The sequence below is a fragment of the Pseudomonas sp. FSL W5-0203 genome (genome assembly GCF_001896155.1).
Lineage (GTDB): Bacteria > Pseudomonadota > Gammaproteobacteria > Pseudomonadales > Pseudomonadaceae > Aquipseudomonas > Aquipseudomonas paracarnis.
Window position 1 is genome coordinate 22611 of sequence record NZ_MPOR01000035.1, and the last position, 18445, is coordinate 41055.

An 18445-nucleotide genomic window follows, 5' to 3' on the forward strand; every position below is an offset into this window, starting at 1 on the left:
CTCCTAAACGTTTGGGTCACGCTTTAACTGCGCCAATACACTGAACGGGTTGGACCGCGTTACCTCGTCCTCGCTCGGCTCGGCCTCGTCATCGAGACCCTCCGGCTGCTGGCATTCTTCCGGATGATGAGCAGGCACAATGGGCAAGGCGAGCAAAAGCTCCTCCTCGATCAGTGCATGCAGATCCAATGGATCTTCGCCCAGTTCCAGCACGTCATAACCTTTCGGCAACGACTGGGTATTCGCACCCTCTTTCACCACAGCATAACTGCATTCGCTGTGGATCGGCAGGGTGACCAGCTCAAGACAACGCTGGCAAACCATTTTGACTTCGGTGTCGATAACGCTGTGGATTACCACAGATTTACGTTCATCTCGTTCAAAAACGAATTTCGCCTGCACCGTACCGACAGTGTCGGAAAGCGGGTCGCAGAGTCTCTCCAAATCGGCCAGCAGCACTTCACCTTGAAGGGTGGTGCCACGATCAGCCAATTTGCGCGGGTCAACGTGAGGTGGAATCGGGTCATTCAACATAGGCGCAGCATTATAGGGATGCACCCGGCCATGTCAAAGGAAATTCAGCCCTGTGCGTCAGCCGGTCACGTCGATAGAATCGGCGACTGCCTTGAGGAGACGTATATGCTGCCTTTATTACTCGCGTCCAGCTCGGTTTATCGCCGGGAATTACTGAGTCGCCTGCACCTGCCGTTCACCTGCAGCTCGCCGGATATCGACGAAAGCCACCGCCCGGATGAACCCGCCATCGAACTGGTCAAGCGCCTGGCCGAACAAAAGGCCCGCGCCCTCGCCGCCAGCCATCCCGGCCATTTAATCATTGGCTCGGATCAGGTCGCCGTACTGGAAGGCCGGATCATCGGCAAGCCGCACACCTTCGAAAATGCTCGCGAGCAACTGCTGGCTGCCAGCGGCAAGCGTGTGAGCTTCCTCACGGGCCTGGCACTGCTCAACAGCGAAACCGGGCACTACCAGGTCGACTGCGTGACGTTTACCGTACACATGCGCGAATTGGATGCAGAACGTATCGAGCGCTATCTGCGGATCGAGCAGCCTTATGACTGTGCGGGCAGCTTCAAAGCAGAAGGGCTCGGTGTGAGCTTGTTCCGGAGCACCGAGGGACCGGATGCGACCAGCCTGGTTGGGCTGCCACTGATTCGACTGGTGGACATGCTGCTGACCGAAGGCGTACAGATCCCTTGAAACCTTCGTAAAGCAATGTGGGAGCTGGCTTGCCTGCGATAGCGATGTACCAGGCGACACTAATATCGACTGATCCATCGCTATCGCGGGCAAGCCCGCTCCCACAGTTGATCTACACCTAGCTTGGAATTTCAGCGCAGGGACGGCCCCTGGAAGCCCATGTACAGCGCCAATTTCTCCGCCACACTGGCACCGAGTTTCTTGGAGAAGCGATCAAACGGCGATTCCTCGACCGTAAAATCCACCAACTCCTTCTCGCCAATCACATCCCGCGCCACCGAGCTGGCACTGCCCAAGCCGTCAATCAGGCCCAGCGGCAATGCCTGCTCGCCCGACCAGACCAGGCCGGAGAACAGTTCCGGATGCTCTTTATCTTTCAAACGATCCCCACGCCCCTGCTTGACGCTGGCAATGAACTGACGATGGGTAGTGTCGAGCACGCCTTGCCAGAACGCGGTTTCATCCGCCTTCTGCGGCTGGAAAGGATCGAGGAACGACTTATGCTCGCCCGAGGTGTAGGTGCGACGCTCCACCCCCAGCTTCTCCATGGCACCCACAAAACCGTAACCGGCCGCTGTGACACCAATAGAGCCCACCAGGCTGGCCTTGTCGGCATAGATCTGGTCTGCGGCGCTGGCAATGTAATAGGCGCCCGAGGCACCCAGGTCGGAGATCACGGCATAGAGCTTGGTATCCGGATGCAAGGTGCGCAGACGACGAATTTCGTCATACACATAGCCCGACTGCACCGGGCTACCGCCTGGGCTATTGATGCGCAGGACCACGCCTTTGACCTTGGGGTCCTCAAACGCCGCGCGCAGGCTGGTGACGATATTGTCGGCACTGGCGGGCTCCTTGTCGGCAATCACGCCGCGCACCTCGATCAAGGCAGTGTAATGACTGCCACGGGCGGCGCTCTTTTCCATGTCCATCAGCGGACTGAACAGCGCCAGCATCCCAAGCAGGTATACAAAGGTCAGCAGCTTGAAGAAAATCCCCCAGCGCCGCGAACGTCGCTGCTCCTGGACGCTGGCCAGGAGGGTCTTCTCCAAAAGCTTCCAGCTTTTATCATCACTGCTCTGTGCCTTTTCAGGCGCCTTCCACTCGTCACTCATGCCATTAACCCCAGCAAAGACTTACAGGGCCCGGCTGAGCCAGGCCTGCAGTTCAGAAAAATGATCAATCGTCAGCCTCGGCTCGTATTGCTGCAACGCCTCGGCAGACTGGGCGCCATAGCTGACAGCGACGCTGTCCATGCCCGCATTGCGTGCCATCATCAGGTCGAAAGACGCATCACCCACCATCAATGCCTCGCGTGGCGTTACGCCACAGTGCGCAAGGATCTGCTCCAGCATCAAGGGATGAGGCTTGCTGGCGGTTTCATCCGCAGCGCGGGTGATATCAAAGTAATCCTCCCAGCCATGGGCCTTGAGTACACGGTCCAGGCCGCGACGAGCCTTGCCGGTGGCGACCGCCAGGTGATAACCCTGGGCACGAAACGCTTCCAGCGATTGCACAACGCCTTCAAACAGCGGCGAAGGCGTAGCTTCCAGCGCAATGTAGTGGTCGGCATAGTGCTCGCGAAACGCCACCAGCTCGGCGTCGCTGATGTCGGGGTACAGGGTGCGAATGGCTTCAGGCAAACCCAGGCCGATAATGCCCTTCACCGCCAGGTCCGTGCACAATTCAAAGCCCGAGCGGGTCGACGCCATGTGCATGGACTCGACGATGCGGCCAATGGAATTGGCCAGCGTCCCGTCCCAATCGAAGATCAGCAGCTTGTAGTCAAGGCGCGACACTCAAACGCTCCACGGTCTTGGCCCACATCTCATCGACCGGCGCCTGCAACTTCAGCTCGCCGCCATCGGGCAGCGGCACGGTGAGCATGTAGGCGTGCAGGAACAGGCGCTTGCCGCCCAGATCGCGAATTTCCTTGGAGAAATCCTCGTCGCCGTACTTGGTGTCACCCGCAATGCAGTGGCCCGCATGCAGGGTGTGCACACGAATCTGGTGAGTGCGACCAGTGACCGGCTTGGCCTCGACCATGGTGGCGAAGTCACCGAAGCGACGCAGCACCTTGAACAGGGTCAGGGCCTCTTTGCCCTCCTCGTCCACTTCGACCATACGCTCGCCGGAGCGCAGGTTGCTCTTCTGCAACGGCGCACGCACGCTTTTGATCGAGCTGGCCCAGTTGCCGCGCACCAGCGCCATGTAGCGCTTATCCACGCCATCGCCACGCAGGGCGGTGTGCAAGTGGCGCAACATGCTGCGCTTCTTGGCGATCATCAACAGGCCAGACGTGTCGCGGTCCAGGCGATGAACCAACTCCAGCTCCTTGCAATCGGGGCGCAACTGACGAAAGGCTTCGATCACGCCGAAGTTCAAGCCACTGCCGCCGTGAACCGCAATGCCACAGGGCTTGTTGATCACGATCAGCTTGTTGTCTTCGAACACGATCGACGCTTCCAGGCGCTGCAACAAGCCTTGGGCCAGCGGCACCGGCTCGTCGCGCTCAGGCACGCGCACCGGCGGCACACGGACGATATCGCCCGCCTGCAGCTTGTACTCAGGCTTGATGCGCCCCTTGTTCACGCGCACTTCGCCTTTACGCAAGATGCGGTAAATCAAGGTCTTGGGCACGCCTTTGAGCCTGGCCAGGAGAAAATTGTCGATGCGTTGGCCGGCATATTCCGGCGAGACCTCAAGCAGCTGGACGCTGGGGGTCGGGGGGGTGGTAGTCGTCATGGCGGCGATGATAACAATTTTTTATGGAATTGAAGCACTTAATCATTACTGCTATAGTCGCGAACGCCGCCAAAAGCGGCCTGGACAGAGGACATGCGGCAAACTGCCGGCCCTGACCATCGCAATTCATCAGGACGCGAGGCCGTCCTACGGGGCTTTCGCCACCCAGGAAGGCTCAAGATTGTAACAAGCGCAGGTGACATGAGGCCTGAAGCGAGTGCAGAAAGCAGAGTGAATACTCGCCTTTTGCGCCGATATTTACGGCCAGTTCACAAAGTGCAGTCAGTTTTGAGCCAGACCATGGCGAATGCTTCGGAAACAACGCCTGTTAAGAGCTGAGTGAGAGCGCAACCGCCCACACCTAGTCTTGTTTAGCCATGAGCGTGTTCTCCCCATTGGAGAACACGGTAAATGCCAACCCGCTGCGGATTCTGCGCGCGGCAGCACCCGAATTATCAGGGATACGTGTAGGGTGGAGATGCACAACCGTCGGACTGTGTAGCACTAGGCTTGTTTTAGACGCTTCATCTCGTCCACAGTCGCCGGTTGATTCCTCCTCCTGACCTTAGCTTTTGTTGAAGTGGTGCCTTTGTCACCACCGCTAACGAGCAGGACGCGTCCGTCGCGATACCGGCCCAATTGGCCGATTTTGCTGGACACTGGAGTGGCCAACCACTCTTGACGCACCTGACACCGACCGTGAGAAGTCGTGTGTGCCGAACGCCGTTTCCGGCAGCCCGGAAACCGACGGTACAACATGAAAAGAATGCTGATTAACGCAACTCAACCCGAAGAGTTGCGTGTTGCACTGGTAGATGGCCAACGCCTCTACGACCTGGACATCGAATCCGGTGCACGCGAGCAGAAAAAGGCCAACATCTATAAAGGCCGTATCACTCGCATCGAACCAAGCCTTGAGGCTGCCTTTGTCGATTTCGGCTCCGAGCGCCACGGCTTCCTGCCCCTCAAAGAAATCTCCCGCGAATACTTCAAGAAAGCCCCTGAAGGCCGCGTGAACATCAAGGACGTCCTGAGCGAAGGCCAGGAAGTCATCGTCCAGGTCGAAAAAGAAGAACGTGGCAACAAGGGCGCGGCCCTGACCACCTTCATCAGCCTCGCCGGTCGTTACCTTGTACTGATGCCGAACAACCCACGCGCCGGCGGTATTTCCCGTCGCATCGAAGGCGAAGAGCGCAACGAACTGCGTGAAGCGCTGAACGGCCTGATCGCACCGGCCGACATGGGCCTGATCGTGCGCACTGCCGGCCTTGGCCGCAGCAGCGAAGAAATGCAGTGGGACCTCGACTACCTGCTGCAACTGTGGACCGCTATCAAAGAAGCGTCCCTGGATCGTTCCGCGCCGTTCCTGATCTACCAGGAAAGCAACGTGATCATCCGCGCCATCCGCGACTACCTGCGCCAGGACATCGGCGAAGTGCTGATCGACAGCGTTGAAGCCCAGGACGAAGCCCTGACCTTCATCCGCCAGGTGATGCCGCAGTACGCCAGCAAGATCAAGCTGTACGAAGACAGCGTGCCACTGTTCAACCGTTTCCAGATCGAAAGCCAGATCGAGACCGCCTTCCAGCGCGTGGTCGAGCTGCCTTCCGGCGGCTCCATCGTGATCGACCCGACCGAAGCCCTGGTGTCCATCGACATCAACTCGGCACGTGCGACCAAAGGCAGCGACATCGAAGAAACCGCCCTGCAGACCAACCTGGAAGCGGCTGAAGAAATCGCCCGCCAGCTGCGCCTGCGTGACATCGGCGGCCTGATCGTGATCGACTTCATCGACATGACCCCTGCCAAGAACCAGCGCGCCGTGGAAGAGAAAGTCCGCGAGTGCCTGGAAGCTGACCGCGCTCGCGTGCAAGTCGGCCGCATCTCGCGCTTTGGCCTGCTGGAAATGTCCCGTCAGCGCCTGCGTCCATCCCTGGGCGAGAGCAGCGGCATCGTCTGCCCGCGTTGCAACGGCACCGGCATCATCCGTGACGTTGAATCGCTGTCCCTGGCGATCCTGCGCCTGATCGAAGAAGAAGCCCTGAAAGACCGTACCGCCGAAGTTCGCGCCCAAGTGCCCATTCCGGTTGCCGCCTTCCTGCTCAATGAAAAACGCAACTCGATCACCAAGATCGAACTGCGCACCCGTGCCCGTATCGTCATCCTGCCGAACGATCACCTCGAAACGCCGCACTTCGAAGTCCAGCGCCTGCGTGACGACAGCCCGGAAGCCCATAGCGGGCAGTCCAGCTATGAAATCGCCGCGGCTGCCGCCGAAGTCGAAGAAGTCCAGCCAGCCGCTGCGACCCGCACCCTGGTTCGCCAGGAAGCCGCGGTGAAGACTGCACCGGCCCGTGCCAACGCACCGGTACCGACCGAAGCTGCCGCCCCGGTTGCCGCGCCGGCCGCCCTGCCTGAGCCAAGCCTGTTCAAGGGCCTGGTGAAGTCGCTGGTCAGCCTGTTCGCCACCAAGGAAGAGCCTGCTGCCCCGGTTGTGGTTGAAAAACCTGCCACCGAGCGCCCGGCGCGCAACGAAGAACGTCGCAACGGTCGCCAGCAGAGCCGTAACCGCAACGGCCGCCGTGACGAAGAGCGCAAGCCTCGCGAAGAACGTGCCCCGCGTGAAGAACGCGCACCACGTGAAGAGCGTGCGCCTCGCGAAGCCCGTGAAGACACCCCGACCGTCGCCCGTGAAGAACGTGCACCGCGTGAAGAGCGCGCCCCACGTACCCCACGCGCTCCACGTGAAGACCGCAAGCCACGTGGCGAGCGTGAAGAACGCGTGCGTGAACTGCGCGAGCCTCTGGACGCGGCACCTGCCGTTGCCGCTGCCGCAGCCGTTAGCACCGAAGAGCGCCCGGCCCGCCAGCCGCGTGAAGAACGCGCACCACGCGAAGAGCGCCAACCGCGCCCGCCACGTGAAGAGCGTCAACCACGCGCCGAGCAAGCCGCTGCTGCCACCGAAGAAGAAGTACTGACCGGCGAAGAGCAGTTGCAGGAAGACGGCCAGGACAACGCCGAAGGCGATCGTCCACGCCGCCGCTCCCGCGGCCAGCGTCGTCGCAGCAACCGTCGTGAGCGTCAGCGTGATGCCAACGGCAACGTAATCGAAGGTTCGGAAGAAACCGGCGAGAACGCAGAAGCTGCCAACAACGAGCCAACAGGCGCCGAACTGGCTGCCGGCTTGGCCGTTACCGCTGCCGTTGCCAGTTCGGTCATCAGCGCCCCTGCTGAAGCCCAGGCTCACGAGCAAGCCGAACGTGCTACCGCTGCCGTCGAAGACACTGTTGCTGTAGAAGCGCCAGCCGCCGAAACCCCAGCGGTTGAAGCGCCGGTTGTTGAAGCGCCAGTCGTTGAAGCCACAACCCCTGTCGAAGCCCCAGTGGTTCCGGAAGTGGAAGTTGCCCCGGTTCGCGACGCACAGCCAGAAACTGAAGCGGTTGCCGTTGAACCGGCTCCAGTGGTTGAGCCTCAGCCAGTAGTCGAAGCGGCTGTAGAAGCTCCGGCGGTCGAAGAAGCTGCCCCGGCTGTGCGTGAAGTTCGCGAAGAACAGACCGCCTTCCAGTGGACTGCCGAACCGGCTGCACCGGTTGAAGCGCCAACGCCTGCCCCAGTGGTAGAAGAAGCACCGGCACCGGTTGCTGAAGTCGTCGCCGAGCCAGCCCCAGTGGTTGAGCCGACGCCGGTTGTGGAGCCTGCGGCCGTGGTTGAAGTTGAAGCCCCGGTGGTTGCCGAAGTGGCCGCCCCTGTGGTTGAAGCTGCGCCTGCAAGCGCCCTCACCGAAAACGGCCGTGCGCCGAATGACCCACGTGAAGTGCGTCGCCGCCGCAAGGAAGCCGAAGCTGCTGCTGCCGCTGCCCAGGCGGTAGAGCACAAGGCCCAGGAAGCAGAGCACGAGCCTAAACCCCTCGTCTGATTCCATAAGCCACTAAAAAGCCCCGCCTGAGTGATCAGGCGGGGCTTTTTTATGACGATCAACTTGAGCCTTGTGGCGCCCCAAATGTGGGAGCGGGCTTGCTCGCGAATACGGAGTGTCAGTCAGTGAATAGGGCGACTGATGTATTGCATTCGCGAGCAAGCCCGCTCCCACATTCAGCCTGCGTTGAAACTTAATAGCCGGGGTGTATCTACATCCCACAAGACTCCAGGATCAAGTACAGGCACCTCCCTCAAGGCGGCATCCGCAAACAACGATCTGGCCCCACGGTCGCCGACCAAAGCCAGCAAACCTGGGCCAAACGCACGGTCAAACGCCACAGGATGTCCATATTCCCCCGCCTGTACGGGGACGCTGATGGCACCCTCCTCCAGCGCATCAATCACCCGTTCGATACTCGATGACTGAATAAACGGCATATCCCCCAACACCACCAGCCACCCATCCGCTGCACCGCTGGCCTTGACCGCCGCCGCAATGCTGTCGCCCATACCGCTCGAATCCAGCAGTACAACCTGACAGCCATAAGCCTCTGCCAGGCGGATAACCTCCCCGCGCTCCGGCGACGTCACTAGCCAGCGCGTTACAATACGCTCAGGCAAGTTGCGCAACACCTGCTCGATGACCGGCCGGCTAACACCATCCAGCCCCACACACGCGGCGAGCAATTTGTCTTGATCAGCTCCAGCTTCGGCACGAAAACGACTGCCCTGCCCCGCCGCCAGCACAATCGCCGTCACCGTCACTCGGCCACCACTGCCATCGGTTTTTTCTGCATCGGTGCCACCCCGTTTTTGATCGCAACAATTTCCGCCATCAGCGATAGCGCAATTTCCGCCGGCGTATGGCTGCCGATGTGCAGGCCGATCGGCCCGTGCAAGCGCGCAATGGCCTCCGCCGACAGGCCTAGCGCGGCCAGGTTCTCCCGACGCTTCTGGGTATTGACCCGAGAACCCAGGGCGCCAATATAGAACGCCGTGGAGTTCAGCGCCGTCAGCAACGCCATGTCATCCAGACGTGGATCGTGGGTCAGGCACACAATAGCCGTGCGTTCATCGGTATGAATATTCAACACCGCCTCGTCGGGCATGCCCGGCACAAAGCGGCCATGCTGGTCTTCCCAGCCGTAGACGAACTCTTCGCGGGGGTCGCAGATCAGCACTTCGAAATCCAGCAGGCGTGCCATTTCCGCTACGTAGCGCGACAGCTGCCCGGCGCCGATCAACAGCAGGCGCCAGCGCGGGCCATAGATGGCGCGCAAGCGTTCGCCGTCGAAGCTCACCACGTCGGTCTTGCTGGCGGCGCTCAAGATCACTTCGCCGGTGGCCAGGTTCAGCTCGCGAGCGACAATCTGGTGATCTTCACAACGCGCCAGCAGCGCTTGGACCCAACCCCACTCCTCCACGCGCTCCTCGGTGAGCCTCAGGGTGCCGCCGCAGGGCAGGCCAAAACGCGCCGCCTCGTCGCGAGTGACGCCGTAGGTCACCAACTGCACGGGCGGGCCGTCAGCAGGCAAGCGGCCGTCTTGCAGGCGCGCGATCAAGTCATCCTCGATGCAACCGCCCGACACCGAGCCAATCACCACACCATCACCGCGCAGGGCCAGCATTGCGCCTGGCGGGCGCGGCGCGCTGCCCCAGGTTTGCACCACGCTGTACAACATCACGCGCTGCCCGGCGCGGCGCCATTGCAGCACGCTGCGCAGGACGTTCAGATCCACACTGTCCATCAGGCCTCCGGTAAGTACTGTCGCGCTCACTGTAAACCAAAAATATCCGTTGCATCCCGCCAGAAATGCAAACGCCCCGAACCAGTCGGGGCGTTTGCGGATAGCGTTGGCGTCAGTTCACGCCAGCAGCCACTTACTTGACGACAGGCGCCGGGCCTTCTGCCACGCCCAGGTCATCGAGCTCGCGGGTTTCGGAAATACCGGTACCGCCAGACGCCAGTTCGCTTTGCAGCTTGTCGGTGTCCAGTTCCTTGACCCACTTGGCCACAACGATGGTGGCAACTGCGTTACCCACCAGGTTGGTCAGGGCACGGGCTTCGGACATGAAGCGGTCGATACCCAGGATCAGCGCCAGGCCGGCAACCGGCAAGTGGCCGACAGCCGACAGGGTGGCGGCCAGTACGATGAAGCCCGAACCGGTCACGCCAGCCGCGCCTTTGGACGACAGCAGCAACACCAGCAGCAGAGTGATCTGGTGGGTGATGTCCATGTGGGTGTCGGTCGCCTGGGCGATGAACACGGCCGCCATGGTCAGGTAGATCGAAGTACCGTCGAGGTTGAAGGAGTAACCGGTTGGAATCACCAGGCCGACCACGGACTTCTTCGCGCCCAGGCGTTCCATCTTGATCAGCATACGCGGCAGTGCGGATTCCGACGACGAGGTGCCCAGTACGATCAGCAGTTCTTCACGGATGTAGCGGATCAGCTTCAACACGCTGAAACCGTGAGCGCGGCAGATAGCGCCCAGCACCAGCACCACGAACAGGATGCAGGTGATGTAGAAGCAGATCATCAACTGGCCCAACTGCACCAGGGAACCGACACCGTAGGCGCCAATGGTGAATGCCATCGCACCCAGGGCACCGATTGGCGCGAGCTTCATGATCATGTTGATGATGTTGAACATCACATGGGCGAAGCGATCGATGAAGTCCAGCACGGGCTTGCCGTAGGCACCCAGGCGGTGCAGGGCGAAACCGAAGATCACCGAGAACATCAGCACTTGCAGGATGTCGCCGTTGGCGAAGGCGCCGACGATGGTGTTCGGGATGACGTTGAGGATAAAGCCGACGATGCTCTGGTCTTTACCGGCGGTGACGTAGGCCGCCACTTTGGAAGCATCCAGGGTCGCGACGTCGATGTGCATGCCGGCGCCCGGCTGCACCACGTTGACCACGACCAGGCCAATCAGCAGGGCGATGGTGGAAACAATTTCGAAGTACAGCAGCGCGTAGCCGCCGGTCTTGCCCACCGACTTCATGCTTTGCATGCCGGCGATGCCGCTGACCACGGTACAGAAAATGATCGGGGCGATGACCATTTTGATCAGCTTGATAAAGCCGTCACCCAGTGGCTTGAGGGCCACGCCGGTCTGCGGGTAGAAATGGCCGAGCAAGATACCGATAACGATTGCAACGATCACCTGGAAATACAGGGATTTGTAGATTGGCTGACGAGTCGTCATTGCAAAGTTCCTCAATCGTCCCGTGTGGCAAATATCCGCCATTGCCCACGGCACTTGAATTGCGAACCCTCCTGCACTGGAGGGATTTGTTGTTTGCGAAGCCTGTAGGAGCAAGCCTGCGCTGTAATCCTTATCGCAAACAGCGTGCCACTTTGCTTAAACGCGCTGAAGGCCTTTAGACATCAGGGCTTGGGGTTCACGGGCGACTCCGGAGAATGCAACAGGGTGGCGGATTTCCGCCCACTCATCCTGTCTCGTCCTACAATTTGGCGGATATCCGCCTTGTCGCCCCGCCGGGCGATGGCTACCATCCGCCCCTCCATGGATGAGGCCCTTGCATGCGTGAACGTACCATCGCCAGCCATTACGCCCGAGCGGCCCTCGGCGGTGCGCGCCGGGCCGGTTTTGACTACTCGGGGGTGTTGCAGCAGGTGGGCATCACCCCGGAACTGCTGACCGAACCCCGCGCACGCATCGCTCCAGAGCAATTTACCCGCTTGCTGCAAATGCTCTGGCTGGGGTTGGATGACGAATACCTGGGGTTTGCAGAAGGGCCGAGCAAACGTGGCACTTTCGCCATGATGTGCCATGCGTTGATTCATTGCCGCACGCTGGAGAAGGCGCTGGAGCGCGGCTTATTGTTTTATAGCCTGTTCCCCCAAGGCCCACGCTGGCAACTGACCAAAGAAGGCGACATGGCGCGTCTGAGCCTGGACGACTCACAGCTATGGGACCCGGACCACTTCCTCAGTGAATGCCTGCTGGTGATCTGGCATCGCCTGGGCAGTTGGTTGATCGGCCAGCGTATCCGGCTGCAGCAGGCCACCTTCAGTTACCCGATGCCGGCCCATGCCGGTGAATACGACCTGCTGTTCCCCTGCCCCCAGGTGTTCGGCGCGCCGACCAGCAGCCTGGTGTTTCCCAGCCGCTACCTGAGCCTGCCGCTGTTGCAGGACGAACGCACCCTCAAGCACTTCTTGCAGCGCTCCCCTGCCGACTTGCTGTCGCGGCCGGATGAAGGCGACAGCCTGAGCAGCCAGTTGCGTCGCTTGCTGAGCCGCGACCGCACGCCCTGGCCAGACCTGGAAGCCGTTGCCCAGCACCTGCACATCAGCCCACAGACCCTGCGCCGCCACCTGCGCGAAGAAGGCACGAGTTTTCAGGCATTGAAGGATGAGCTACGCCGGGATATCGCCATTTACCACCTGGGGCGGGCGGATTTGTCTTTGCAGGAGATCGCCGAGCAGTTGGGGTTTTCCGAACCGTCGGCGTTTCATCGGGCGTTCAAGAAGTGGACGGGGCTGACGCCGGGGGCCTACAGAGCGCAGGAGAGTTAGAGGCGTATTGGCTGGGAAGGCCTCATCGCAGGCAAGCCAGCTCCCACACTTGAATGTATTCACACATCAAAATTTGTAAACCCGATCAACTGTGGGAGCTGGCTTGCCTGCGATGAGGCCAGTGCAGATCACAAGGCAGGAAAGTGAATCCTGAACGCCGCCCCACCCAACGCTGAATCCCCCAACGTCAACCGCGCGTGATAGCTTTCGATGATGTCCTTGACCACCGCCAGCCCGATCCCCTGCCCCGGGTGCTGGCGATCTAGCCGTTCGCCGCGTTGCAGGATCCGTGCGCGCTGGTCCGGTGGTACGCCGGGGCCGTCGTCTTCGATACACAGCTCAATGCCATCGAGGTTTTCCACCAGGCTGATACGCACTTGCTTGAGGCACAGCCGATAGGCGTTTTCCAGCAGGTTGCCGAGCATTTCGAGCAACGCGCCCTTCTCGATGGGTACCTCGCAGGCCTGCGGCAAATCAAAGGTCACGGTGACCCGCTTGTCGCGATAAACCTTTTCCAATGTATCGCACAGGCTTTGCACCACCGGCTCCAGGCGGACCTGGTGGCGCACCAGGCCACTTTTACGCAGGCTGGCACGCTGCAACTGGTAACCGATCTGCTGGCTCATGCGTTCGATCTGCGATTGCAGCACCCACGCCTGACTACGTTCTTCGGGGCGCTGGGCCATGTCTTCGCTCACGCCCTGCAACACCGCCAGTGGCGTTTTCAGGCTGTGAGCCAAGTCATCGAGGGAGTCGCGGTAGCGCGCACGCTGTTCGCGCTCGCTGTGCAGCAAGCGGTTCAGGGAGCCGGTCAGGCGCAGCAGTTCGCGGGGGTGTTCTTCGCTGAGGCTTTCGCGGGTGCCGCCTTCGATCTGGTCGAGTTCATGGCTCAGGCGTCGCAGGGCTTGCAGGCCCCAGGTCAGGCCCAGCCACAACAGCGTCAACAACACCAGCAAGGCCGCGCCGAACCCGAGGTAGAGGTTCTCGCGCAGGCCTTCGAGGGTCAGTTGGTATTCGCGTACCGGCTGCAGGGCGACAATGCTGAACGCCGCGCTCTTGCCTCCCAGCAGCCGGACCTCGACGTCATACACGAAGAATTCCTGGCCATTGGCCTCGCGAATGCGCGCAAACTCGTTGCCGCGCCCGTCGTAGCGCGGTTTGTAGTTGATGTTTTCTTCCTGGGTCGCCCGCGAGCGCCATACCAGATGGCCTTCACGGTCGTAGATATAGCCCAGCAGCCGACTATCGGTGAGGTTGAAACGCTCATCGGGCAACTGCGCCGGCATCAGCAGGCGGTTATTGTCGACCCGCGCTGCAGATATCAGGGTGGTCACATCCGACGCCAGTCGCTGTTCGATGGAATCCTGCAACGCCAGGCTGAACGCGCCTTGCATGGCCGGCAACAGGCCGAGCATAAACAGCACCGCCAGAGTAGCGGCCGCCAGCATCAGGCGCACACGTAGCGAACGAATCAACGGCAGCGCTCATTGAACAGGTAGCCCAGGCCACGCACGGTGTCGATCGGCTTGAACCCGGCCGGGCCTTCCAGCTTGCGGCGCAGGCGGCCGACCAGCACTTCGATCACGTTTGGATCGCGCTCGTCGTCATCCGGGTACAGTTGCTCCATCAAACGGTCTTTGGCGACCACTTGCTGATGATGACGCATCAAGTATTCGAGGATCCGATACTCGTAGGCGGTCAGCGCCAGGGGTTGCTCGTCCAGGGAGGCTTGCTTGCGGTTGAGGTCCAGCAGCAGCGGCCCGGCAACAATAGTCGATTGAGTAAAACCGCTGGAGCGGCGCAGCAAGGCGTTCATGCGCGCCTCCAGCTCTTCGAACTGGAACGGCTTGACCACGTAGTCGTCGGCCCCGGCCGCCAAGCCTTCAACCTTGTCCTGCCAGTTGCCGCGGGCGGTGAGGATCAGGATCGGGAAGGTCTTGGTCTGGGTGCGCAACTGGCGAATCAGGTCCAGGCCGCCCATGCCGGGCAGGCCAAGGTCGATGATCGCCAGGTCATGGTTGAATTGGCCGGTCTGGTACAGGGCTTCTTCGGCATTGGCCACGGCTTCGACCACATGCCCGCTGTCGGTCAGGCGGGTAAACAGGTGATGACGCAGCAGCGCCTCATCTTCCACCACCAGCAATTTCATAAGGTTCTCCACTGCAATTCAACTAGCCGACAGGGGGATATCATAGCGGCCCTGCAGCTCTTGGGGGCGCAGTTTTATGCCATTGTAGTGGCCGGTCAGGTGCGCGTAGCCGCTGCGATAGTCGGGTTGCGCAGGGGTAGCGCCCAGGGCCTGGCCCCACGGCGCAGCCTGAGTGCCAGCGTCTTCGAAGCTGACACGATGGATCAGGTTGCTGGATTTCTTGGTTTTCTCGCTGCCAAAGGCCGCAAAGGCGCCATCGGACGCCTGCACGCCGGCAGTGGCGCCAAGCATGGTCAAGGCCAACATCAGCTTTTTGATCGCAGTCATGGTGGTTACCTCATACGCGTTTGGGCTGTGAAGTCCAGACTACGCAGGCGCCCCTGAACTCCCCCTGAACAGGCTCTGAACCGCAGCTGAACCGCACCGGGCTATCCACTGGCCCGCCAACTCGGCAAAATACCGCGCATGACGCCCCTACCCGCTTGCTGCACCCCACTTGATGATCATTGGCCGTTGCCGGTTTCTTTGCCGGGCACGGTGTTTTTGAGCACGCGATTCGACCCGGCTTTATTGAGCCCGGGCGATTTCCAGCGCTGCGATGTGCCACCGCCGGCTAGCATCCAGCGCTCGGTCGCCAAGCGCCAGGCGGAATTTCTCGCCGGCCGCCTGTGCGCGCGCGAAGCGCTGCAACGACTCGATCATCTGCGCTGCGTCCCGGCCATCGGCGAAGACCGCGCCCCGGTCTGGCCAGGGCATATCAGTGGCTCCATCACCCACAGCACCGGGCACGCTGCGGCGATTGTCGGGCACAAGGCGCAATGGCGCGGGCTGGGCATGGACTTGGAGCACCTGCTGTCACCGGAAAGGGCGGACCGCCTGGCCGGGGAGATCCTGACCGCCGATGAATTACAGCGCATGGCCACCCTGCCCCGTGAGCAACTCGCCTTGCTGGTGACGCTGACGTTTTCGGTCAAGGAAAGCCTGTTCAAGGCGCTCTATCCGATCGTGCACAAGCGCTTTTATTTCGAGCATGCCGAGGTGCTGGAGTGGTCAGCGGCTGGGAGGGTGCGGTTGCGGTTGCTGACCGATCTTTCGCAAGAGTGGGGCCATGGCAAAGAGCTGGAAGGGCAGTTTGTGGTGCAAGGGGAGCAGTTGTTGAGCCTGGTGGCTATCAGCGCCTGGTAGACCACCATCGCGGGCACGCCCGGCTCCCACATTGGGAATGCATTCGCCTGTGGGAACTGGCTTGCCTGCGACAGCGGTGTCAGGGCTTATCCTGATCCCTGGGCCAGCTCAGGCTGAAGCACGCCCCGCCCAGGTTGTTGCTCTTGCTGATCAACGCCCGCCCGCCGTGCCAATAGATAATCCGCCGCACGATCGACAAACCCAGGCCATGCCCGCCAGAGGCGCGGGTACGGCTGTCATCCAGGCGCAGGAACGGCGTGAAGATCCGCTCCCAGGCGCTTTCCGGCACGCCGGGGCCGTCGTCTTCCACATCGATGCGGCAGCGTACCTGCCCCACCTGATAACTGATCAACACTTGGCCTTTGGCGTGGCGCATGGCATTGCTCACCAGGTTTTGCAGGGCGCGGTGCAGGTAGCGCGGTTCAGCGTCGACCCAGGCGTCATCCCAATGCGCCGATGACAGGCAAATACCCCGGGTGACGGTGACCTGGGGGCGCAATGGCGATAATTCGCCAATCACCTGGTCGAGCAATGCATCAAGGTCCACGCGCTGGAAATTCAGTTCCGGCGCACCCTGTTCCAAGCGGGCATAAGTGAGCATCTCGTCCACCAGGCCATCAAGGTCCTGGATATCGCCATCCATACCCTCCAGGTACTTGCGCCGCGCCTCGGGCGTGGCGGCGTCACCGATCATCTCCAGGCCAAAACGCAGGCGCGCGACGGGTGTGCGCAGCTCGTGGGAGACCGCGCGCACCAGTTCGCGCTGAATCGCCAGCAATTGCTGCAAGTGCTCGGCCATACCATTGAAGGCTGCCGCCAGGCGCCCGACCGAGTCTGCACCGCGAGCGGGTACGCGCACTTCCAGGTTGCCCTTGGCGATACGCGTGGCCGCCGCCTCCAGGCCTTTGAGCCGACGCTCAAGTTGTCGCACCAGCAGATAGACGATCAAGCCGATCAGGGTCAGGCCAATCAAGGTGATCAGGATCAGCCATTGCGCCGGGTATGGGTTCATCTGGTACAGCGGGCCGATCTCCAGTACCCACGGGGTGCCGACCATGCCGGCAAACACGCGAATCGAATCGCCGCCCTTGCCCAGCGCCATCACCGTATCGCCCTCCGCCACGCGACGACGCTGGTCCTCGTCCATGTCGGCCTGGTCAAGGGCCGTCAAGTGCATTTCAAAACCAAAACCCTTGGCGTGCTTGATGTCGGCCAGGCGCTGGGGCTGTTCGGCCACCGGGAAGCGCACCAGTTCGTCGGCCAGCAGGTAAATGGTTGCGCGGGCCAATTGCTCGCTGATCTGCTGCACTTCGCCGGTAAGCACCAATTGCTCTTGCTCGCTGACCAACCGCAGCACCCGCGCCGCATGAGGCCCGGTCTGTTCCACCAGGACCTGGCCGCGTTGCAGGCGGTTGCGCTGGCCAAGGTCCAATTGCGCATCGGTGAACGTGCGCAGTTCCAGCGGAATACCGAGCAAACGCTCCCACACCGCCAAGGCGCGCTGTCGTTCAATGGCGCTCATGGGCTGCAGGTTATCGCCCATCAACGCAAAAGTGCCGTGGGCCAGGCGCTCACGGTACTGGCCGCTGCGCACGTCATTAAGCAGGTGCAGTGCCAGGGCGCCGAGCAACGCCACCAGGATCAGCGCCGCGCACATGCCGCCGTAGATGCGCAGGAAGATCGAGTTCACAGCGGCATATCGGCAGCAGCTTCGGGGACGAACAGGTAGCCTTTGCTGCGAATGGTCTTGATCAGGCGTGGGTGGATCGGATCGTCGCCGATCTTTGGCCGAATGCGCGAGATACGCACATCAATGGAGCGATCCTGGCCGTCATAACCAATACCGCGCAGAGCGATGAAGATTTCTTCGCGGGACAGAATGCGTCCGGCGTTTGCAACCAGCAGCCACAACAGGTCGAATTCAGCGCTGGTCAGTTCGATGCTGCCCTCATGCAACCAGGCTTCGCGCAAGGCATTGTCCACCACCAACGGACCAAACTGGAGGCGGCGCTGGTTTTCCACTGCAACGGGCAACACCGGTTCGCTGCGGCGCAGGAGCGCCTGGATACGTGCCAGCAACAAACGCGGGCGCACGGGCTTGCACACATAGTCGTCGGCGCCCATGTCCAAGCCCTGCACCTGGTCCATGTCGTCGGTGCGCGCGGTGAGCATCAGGATCACGCCGTCATAACGCTCGCGCACCTTGCGGCAGATGGTCAGGCCGTCTTCGCCGGGCAGCATCAGGTCGAGGATCACCAGGTCGGGCTGTTCGGCGATGATGCGCGCCGTGGCCTTGGCACCATCGCTTTCCACCGACACACGCAGGCCGTTGCTTTCCAGGTACTCACGGGTCAACTCGGCGAGTCGCTCGTCGTCCTCGACGATCAGTATCTGCCAGGCTTCTTGCTCCATGCATTGTCCTCGTTTTTATAAGAAGTTCTTCTGGCCGACACAATCGAATGTGAAATACGGTCGGTGTGGAGCTGGCTTGCCTGCGATGAGGGTGGGTCAGCGCGCCTGTTGGTGGCCGATACACCGCCATCGCAGGCAAGCCAGCTCCCACCTATTGATCTTCCGCAGGCATAGCCTGTTTGTCATGTTTTGAAGGCATAACAAAGGCCGATTGTAGCCATGCAACGGCCCTTGAACACAAGCCGCGAAATCCATTCGGTCATGGCGA

16 protein-coding genes are annotated in these 18445 nt (G+C 61.2%); 4 read left to right on the forward strand and 12 right to left on the reverse strand.

Annotated features, from left to right (window positions below):
• Positions 1–3: 3 nt before the first annotated feature.
• A complete protein-coding gene (locus BOP96_RS23420) occupies positions 4–534 on the reverse strand; it encodes a YceD family protein (RefSeq protein ID WP_003175611.1) in 531 nt (176 codons plus the stop codon).
• Positions 535–639: 105 nt separating this feature from the next.
• Here BOP96_RS23420 and BOP96_RS23425 point away from each other — a divergent pair, with 105 nt between their 5' ends.
• Positions 640–1218 (forward strand): Maf family protein, encoded by a 579-nt coding sequence (locus BOP96_RS23425; RefSeq protein WP_032901910.1) that lies wholly within the window; start codon positions 640–642, stop codon positions 1216–1218.
• Positions 1219–1349: 131 nt separating this feature from the next.
• On the opposite strand, the gene BOP96_RS23430 is transcribed toward BOP96_RS23425, so the two are convergent.
• From BOP96_RS23430 to rluC, 3 genes are read right to left on the reverse strand one after another with little or no spacing between them, the layout of a single operon-like run.
• The gene (locus tag BOP96_RS23430; RefSeq protein ID WP_014719566.1) at positions 1350–2333 is read right to left on the reverse strand and encodes a S49 family peptidase; all 984 of its coding nucleotides are present in this window, start codon (positions 2331–2333) and stop codon (positions 1350–1352) included.
• A gap of 21 nt (positions 2334–2354) precedes the next feature.
• Positions 2355–3017 (reverse strand): HAD-IA family hydrolase, encoded by a 663-nt coding sequence (locus BOP96_RS23435; protein ID WP_073454173.1) that lies wholly within the window; start codon positions 3015–3017, stop codon positions 2355–2357.
• On the reverse strand, positions 3004–3963 hold the full coding sequence (gene rluC, locus BOP96_RS23440) for a 23S rRNA pseudouridine(955/2504/2580) synthase RluC (RefSeq protein WP_014719568.1): 960 nt from the start codon (positions 3961–3963) through the stop codon (positions 3004–3006). The genes BOP96_RS23435 and rluC overlap by 14 nt, the downstream gene beginning before the upstream one ends.
• 766 nt (positions 3964–4729) lie before the next feature.
• Here rluC and rne point away from each other — a divergent pair.
• On the forward strand, positions 4730–7879 hold the full coding sequence (rne, locus tag BOP96_RS23450; RefSeq protein WP_175563010.1) for a ribonuclease E: 3150 nt from the start codon (positions 4730–4732) through the stop codon (positions 7877–7879).
• Between the two features lie 176 nt (positions 7880–8055).
• Here rne and BOP96_RS23455 read toward each other — a convergent pair whose 3' ends face one another.
• From BOP96_RS23455 to BOP96_RS23465, 3 genes are all read right to left on the reverse strand, one after another.
• Entirely contained in the window at positions 8056–8646 is a 591-nt protein-coding gene (locus tag BOP96_RS23455) for a nucleotidyltransferase family protein (RefSeq protein ID WP_073454179.1), read from the reverse strand.
• The gene (locus tag BOP96_RS23460; RefSeq protein WP_014719571.1) at positions 8643–9629 is read right to left on the reverse strand and encodes an XdhC family protein; all 987 of its coding nucleotides are present in this window, start codon (positions 9627–9629) and stop codon (positions 8643–8645) included. The genes BOP96_RS23455 and BOP96_RS23460 overlap by 4 nt, the downstream gene beginning before the upstream one ends.
• A 133-nt stretch (positions 9630–9762) precedes the next feature.
• On the reverse strand, positions 9763–11094 hold the full coding sequence (locus BOP96_RS23465) for a dicarboxylate/amino acid:cation symporter (protein WP_003189258.1): 1332 nt from the start codon (positions 11092–11094) through the stop codon (positions 9763–9765).
• 338 nt (positions 11095–11432) lie between these two features.
• Between BOP96_RS23465 and BOP96_RS23470 the strand changes: the two genes are divergently transcribed.
• Positions 11433–12431, forward strand: coding sequence for an AraC family transcriptional regulator (locus BOP96_RS23470; protein ID WP_014719572.1), 999 nt, complete (start codon positions 11433–11435; stop codon positions 12429–12431).
• 128 nt (positions 12432–12559) lie between these two features.
• Here BOP96_RS23470 and BOP96_RS23475 read toward each other — a convergent pair whose 3' ends face one another.
• From BOP96_RS23475 to BOP96_RS23485, 3 genes are read right to left on the reverse strand one after another with little or no spacing between them, the layout of a single operon-like run.
• Positions 12560–13906 (reverse strand): ATP-binding protein, encoded by a 1347-nt coding sequence (locus BOP96_RS23475; RefSeq protein ID WP_019817208.1) that lies wholly within the window; start codon positions 13904–13906, stop codon positions 12560–12562.
• Positions 13903–14580, reverse strand: a complete 678-nt coding sequence (locus BOP96_RS23480; protein WP_003193559.1) for a response regulator — start codon at positions 14578–14580, stop codon at positions 13903–13905. Before BOP96_RS23480 ends, BOP96_RS23475 begins: the two co-directional genes overlap by 4 nt.
• An 18-nt stretch (positions 14581–14598) precedes the next feature.
• Positions 14599–14907, reverse strand: a complete 309-nt coding sequence (locus BOP96_RS23485) for a hypothetical protein (RefSeq protein ID WP_003193560.1) — start codon at positions 14905–14907, stop codon at positions 14599–14601.
• Positions 14908–15045: 138 nt separating this feature from the next.
• Here BOP96_RS23485 and BOP96_RS23490 point away from each other — a divergent pair, with 138 nt between their 5' ends.
• The gene (locus tag BOP96_RS23490) at positions 15046–15765 is read left to right on the forward strand and encodes a 4'-phosphopantetheinyl transferase family protein (RefSeq protein WP_060766976.1); all 720 of its coding nucleotides are present in this window, start codon (positions 15046–15048) and stop codon (positions 15763–15765) included.
• Between the two features lie 79 nt (positions 15766–15844).
• On the opposite strand, the gene BOP96_RS23495 is transcribed toward BOP96_RS23490, so the two are convergent.
• The gene (locus BOP96_RS23495; protein WP_020301728.1) at positions 15845–17455 is read right to left on the reverse strand and encodes an ATP-binding protein; all 1611 of its coding nucleotides are present in this window, start codon (positions 17453–17455) and stop codon (positions 15845–15847) included.
• Positions 17452–18177 (reverse strand): response regulator, encoded by a 726-nt coding sequence (locus BOP96_RS23500; protein ID WP_014719576.1) that lies wholly within the window; start codon positions 18175–18177, stop codon positions 17452–17454. The genes BOP96_RS23495 and BOP96_RS23500 overlap by 4 nt, the downstream gene beginning before the upstream one ends.
• Positions 18178–18445: the final 268 nt, after the last annotated feature.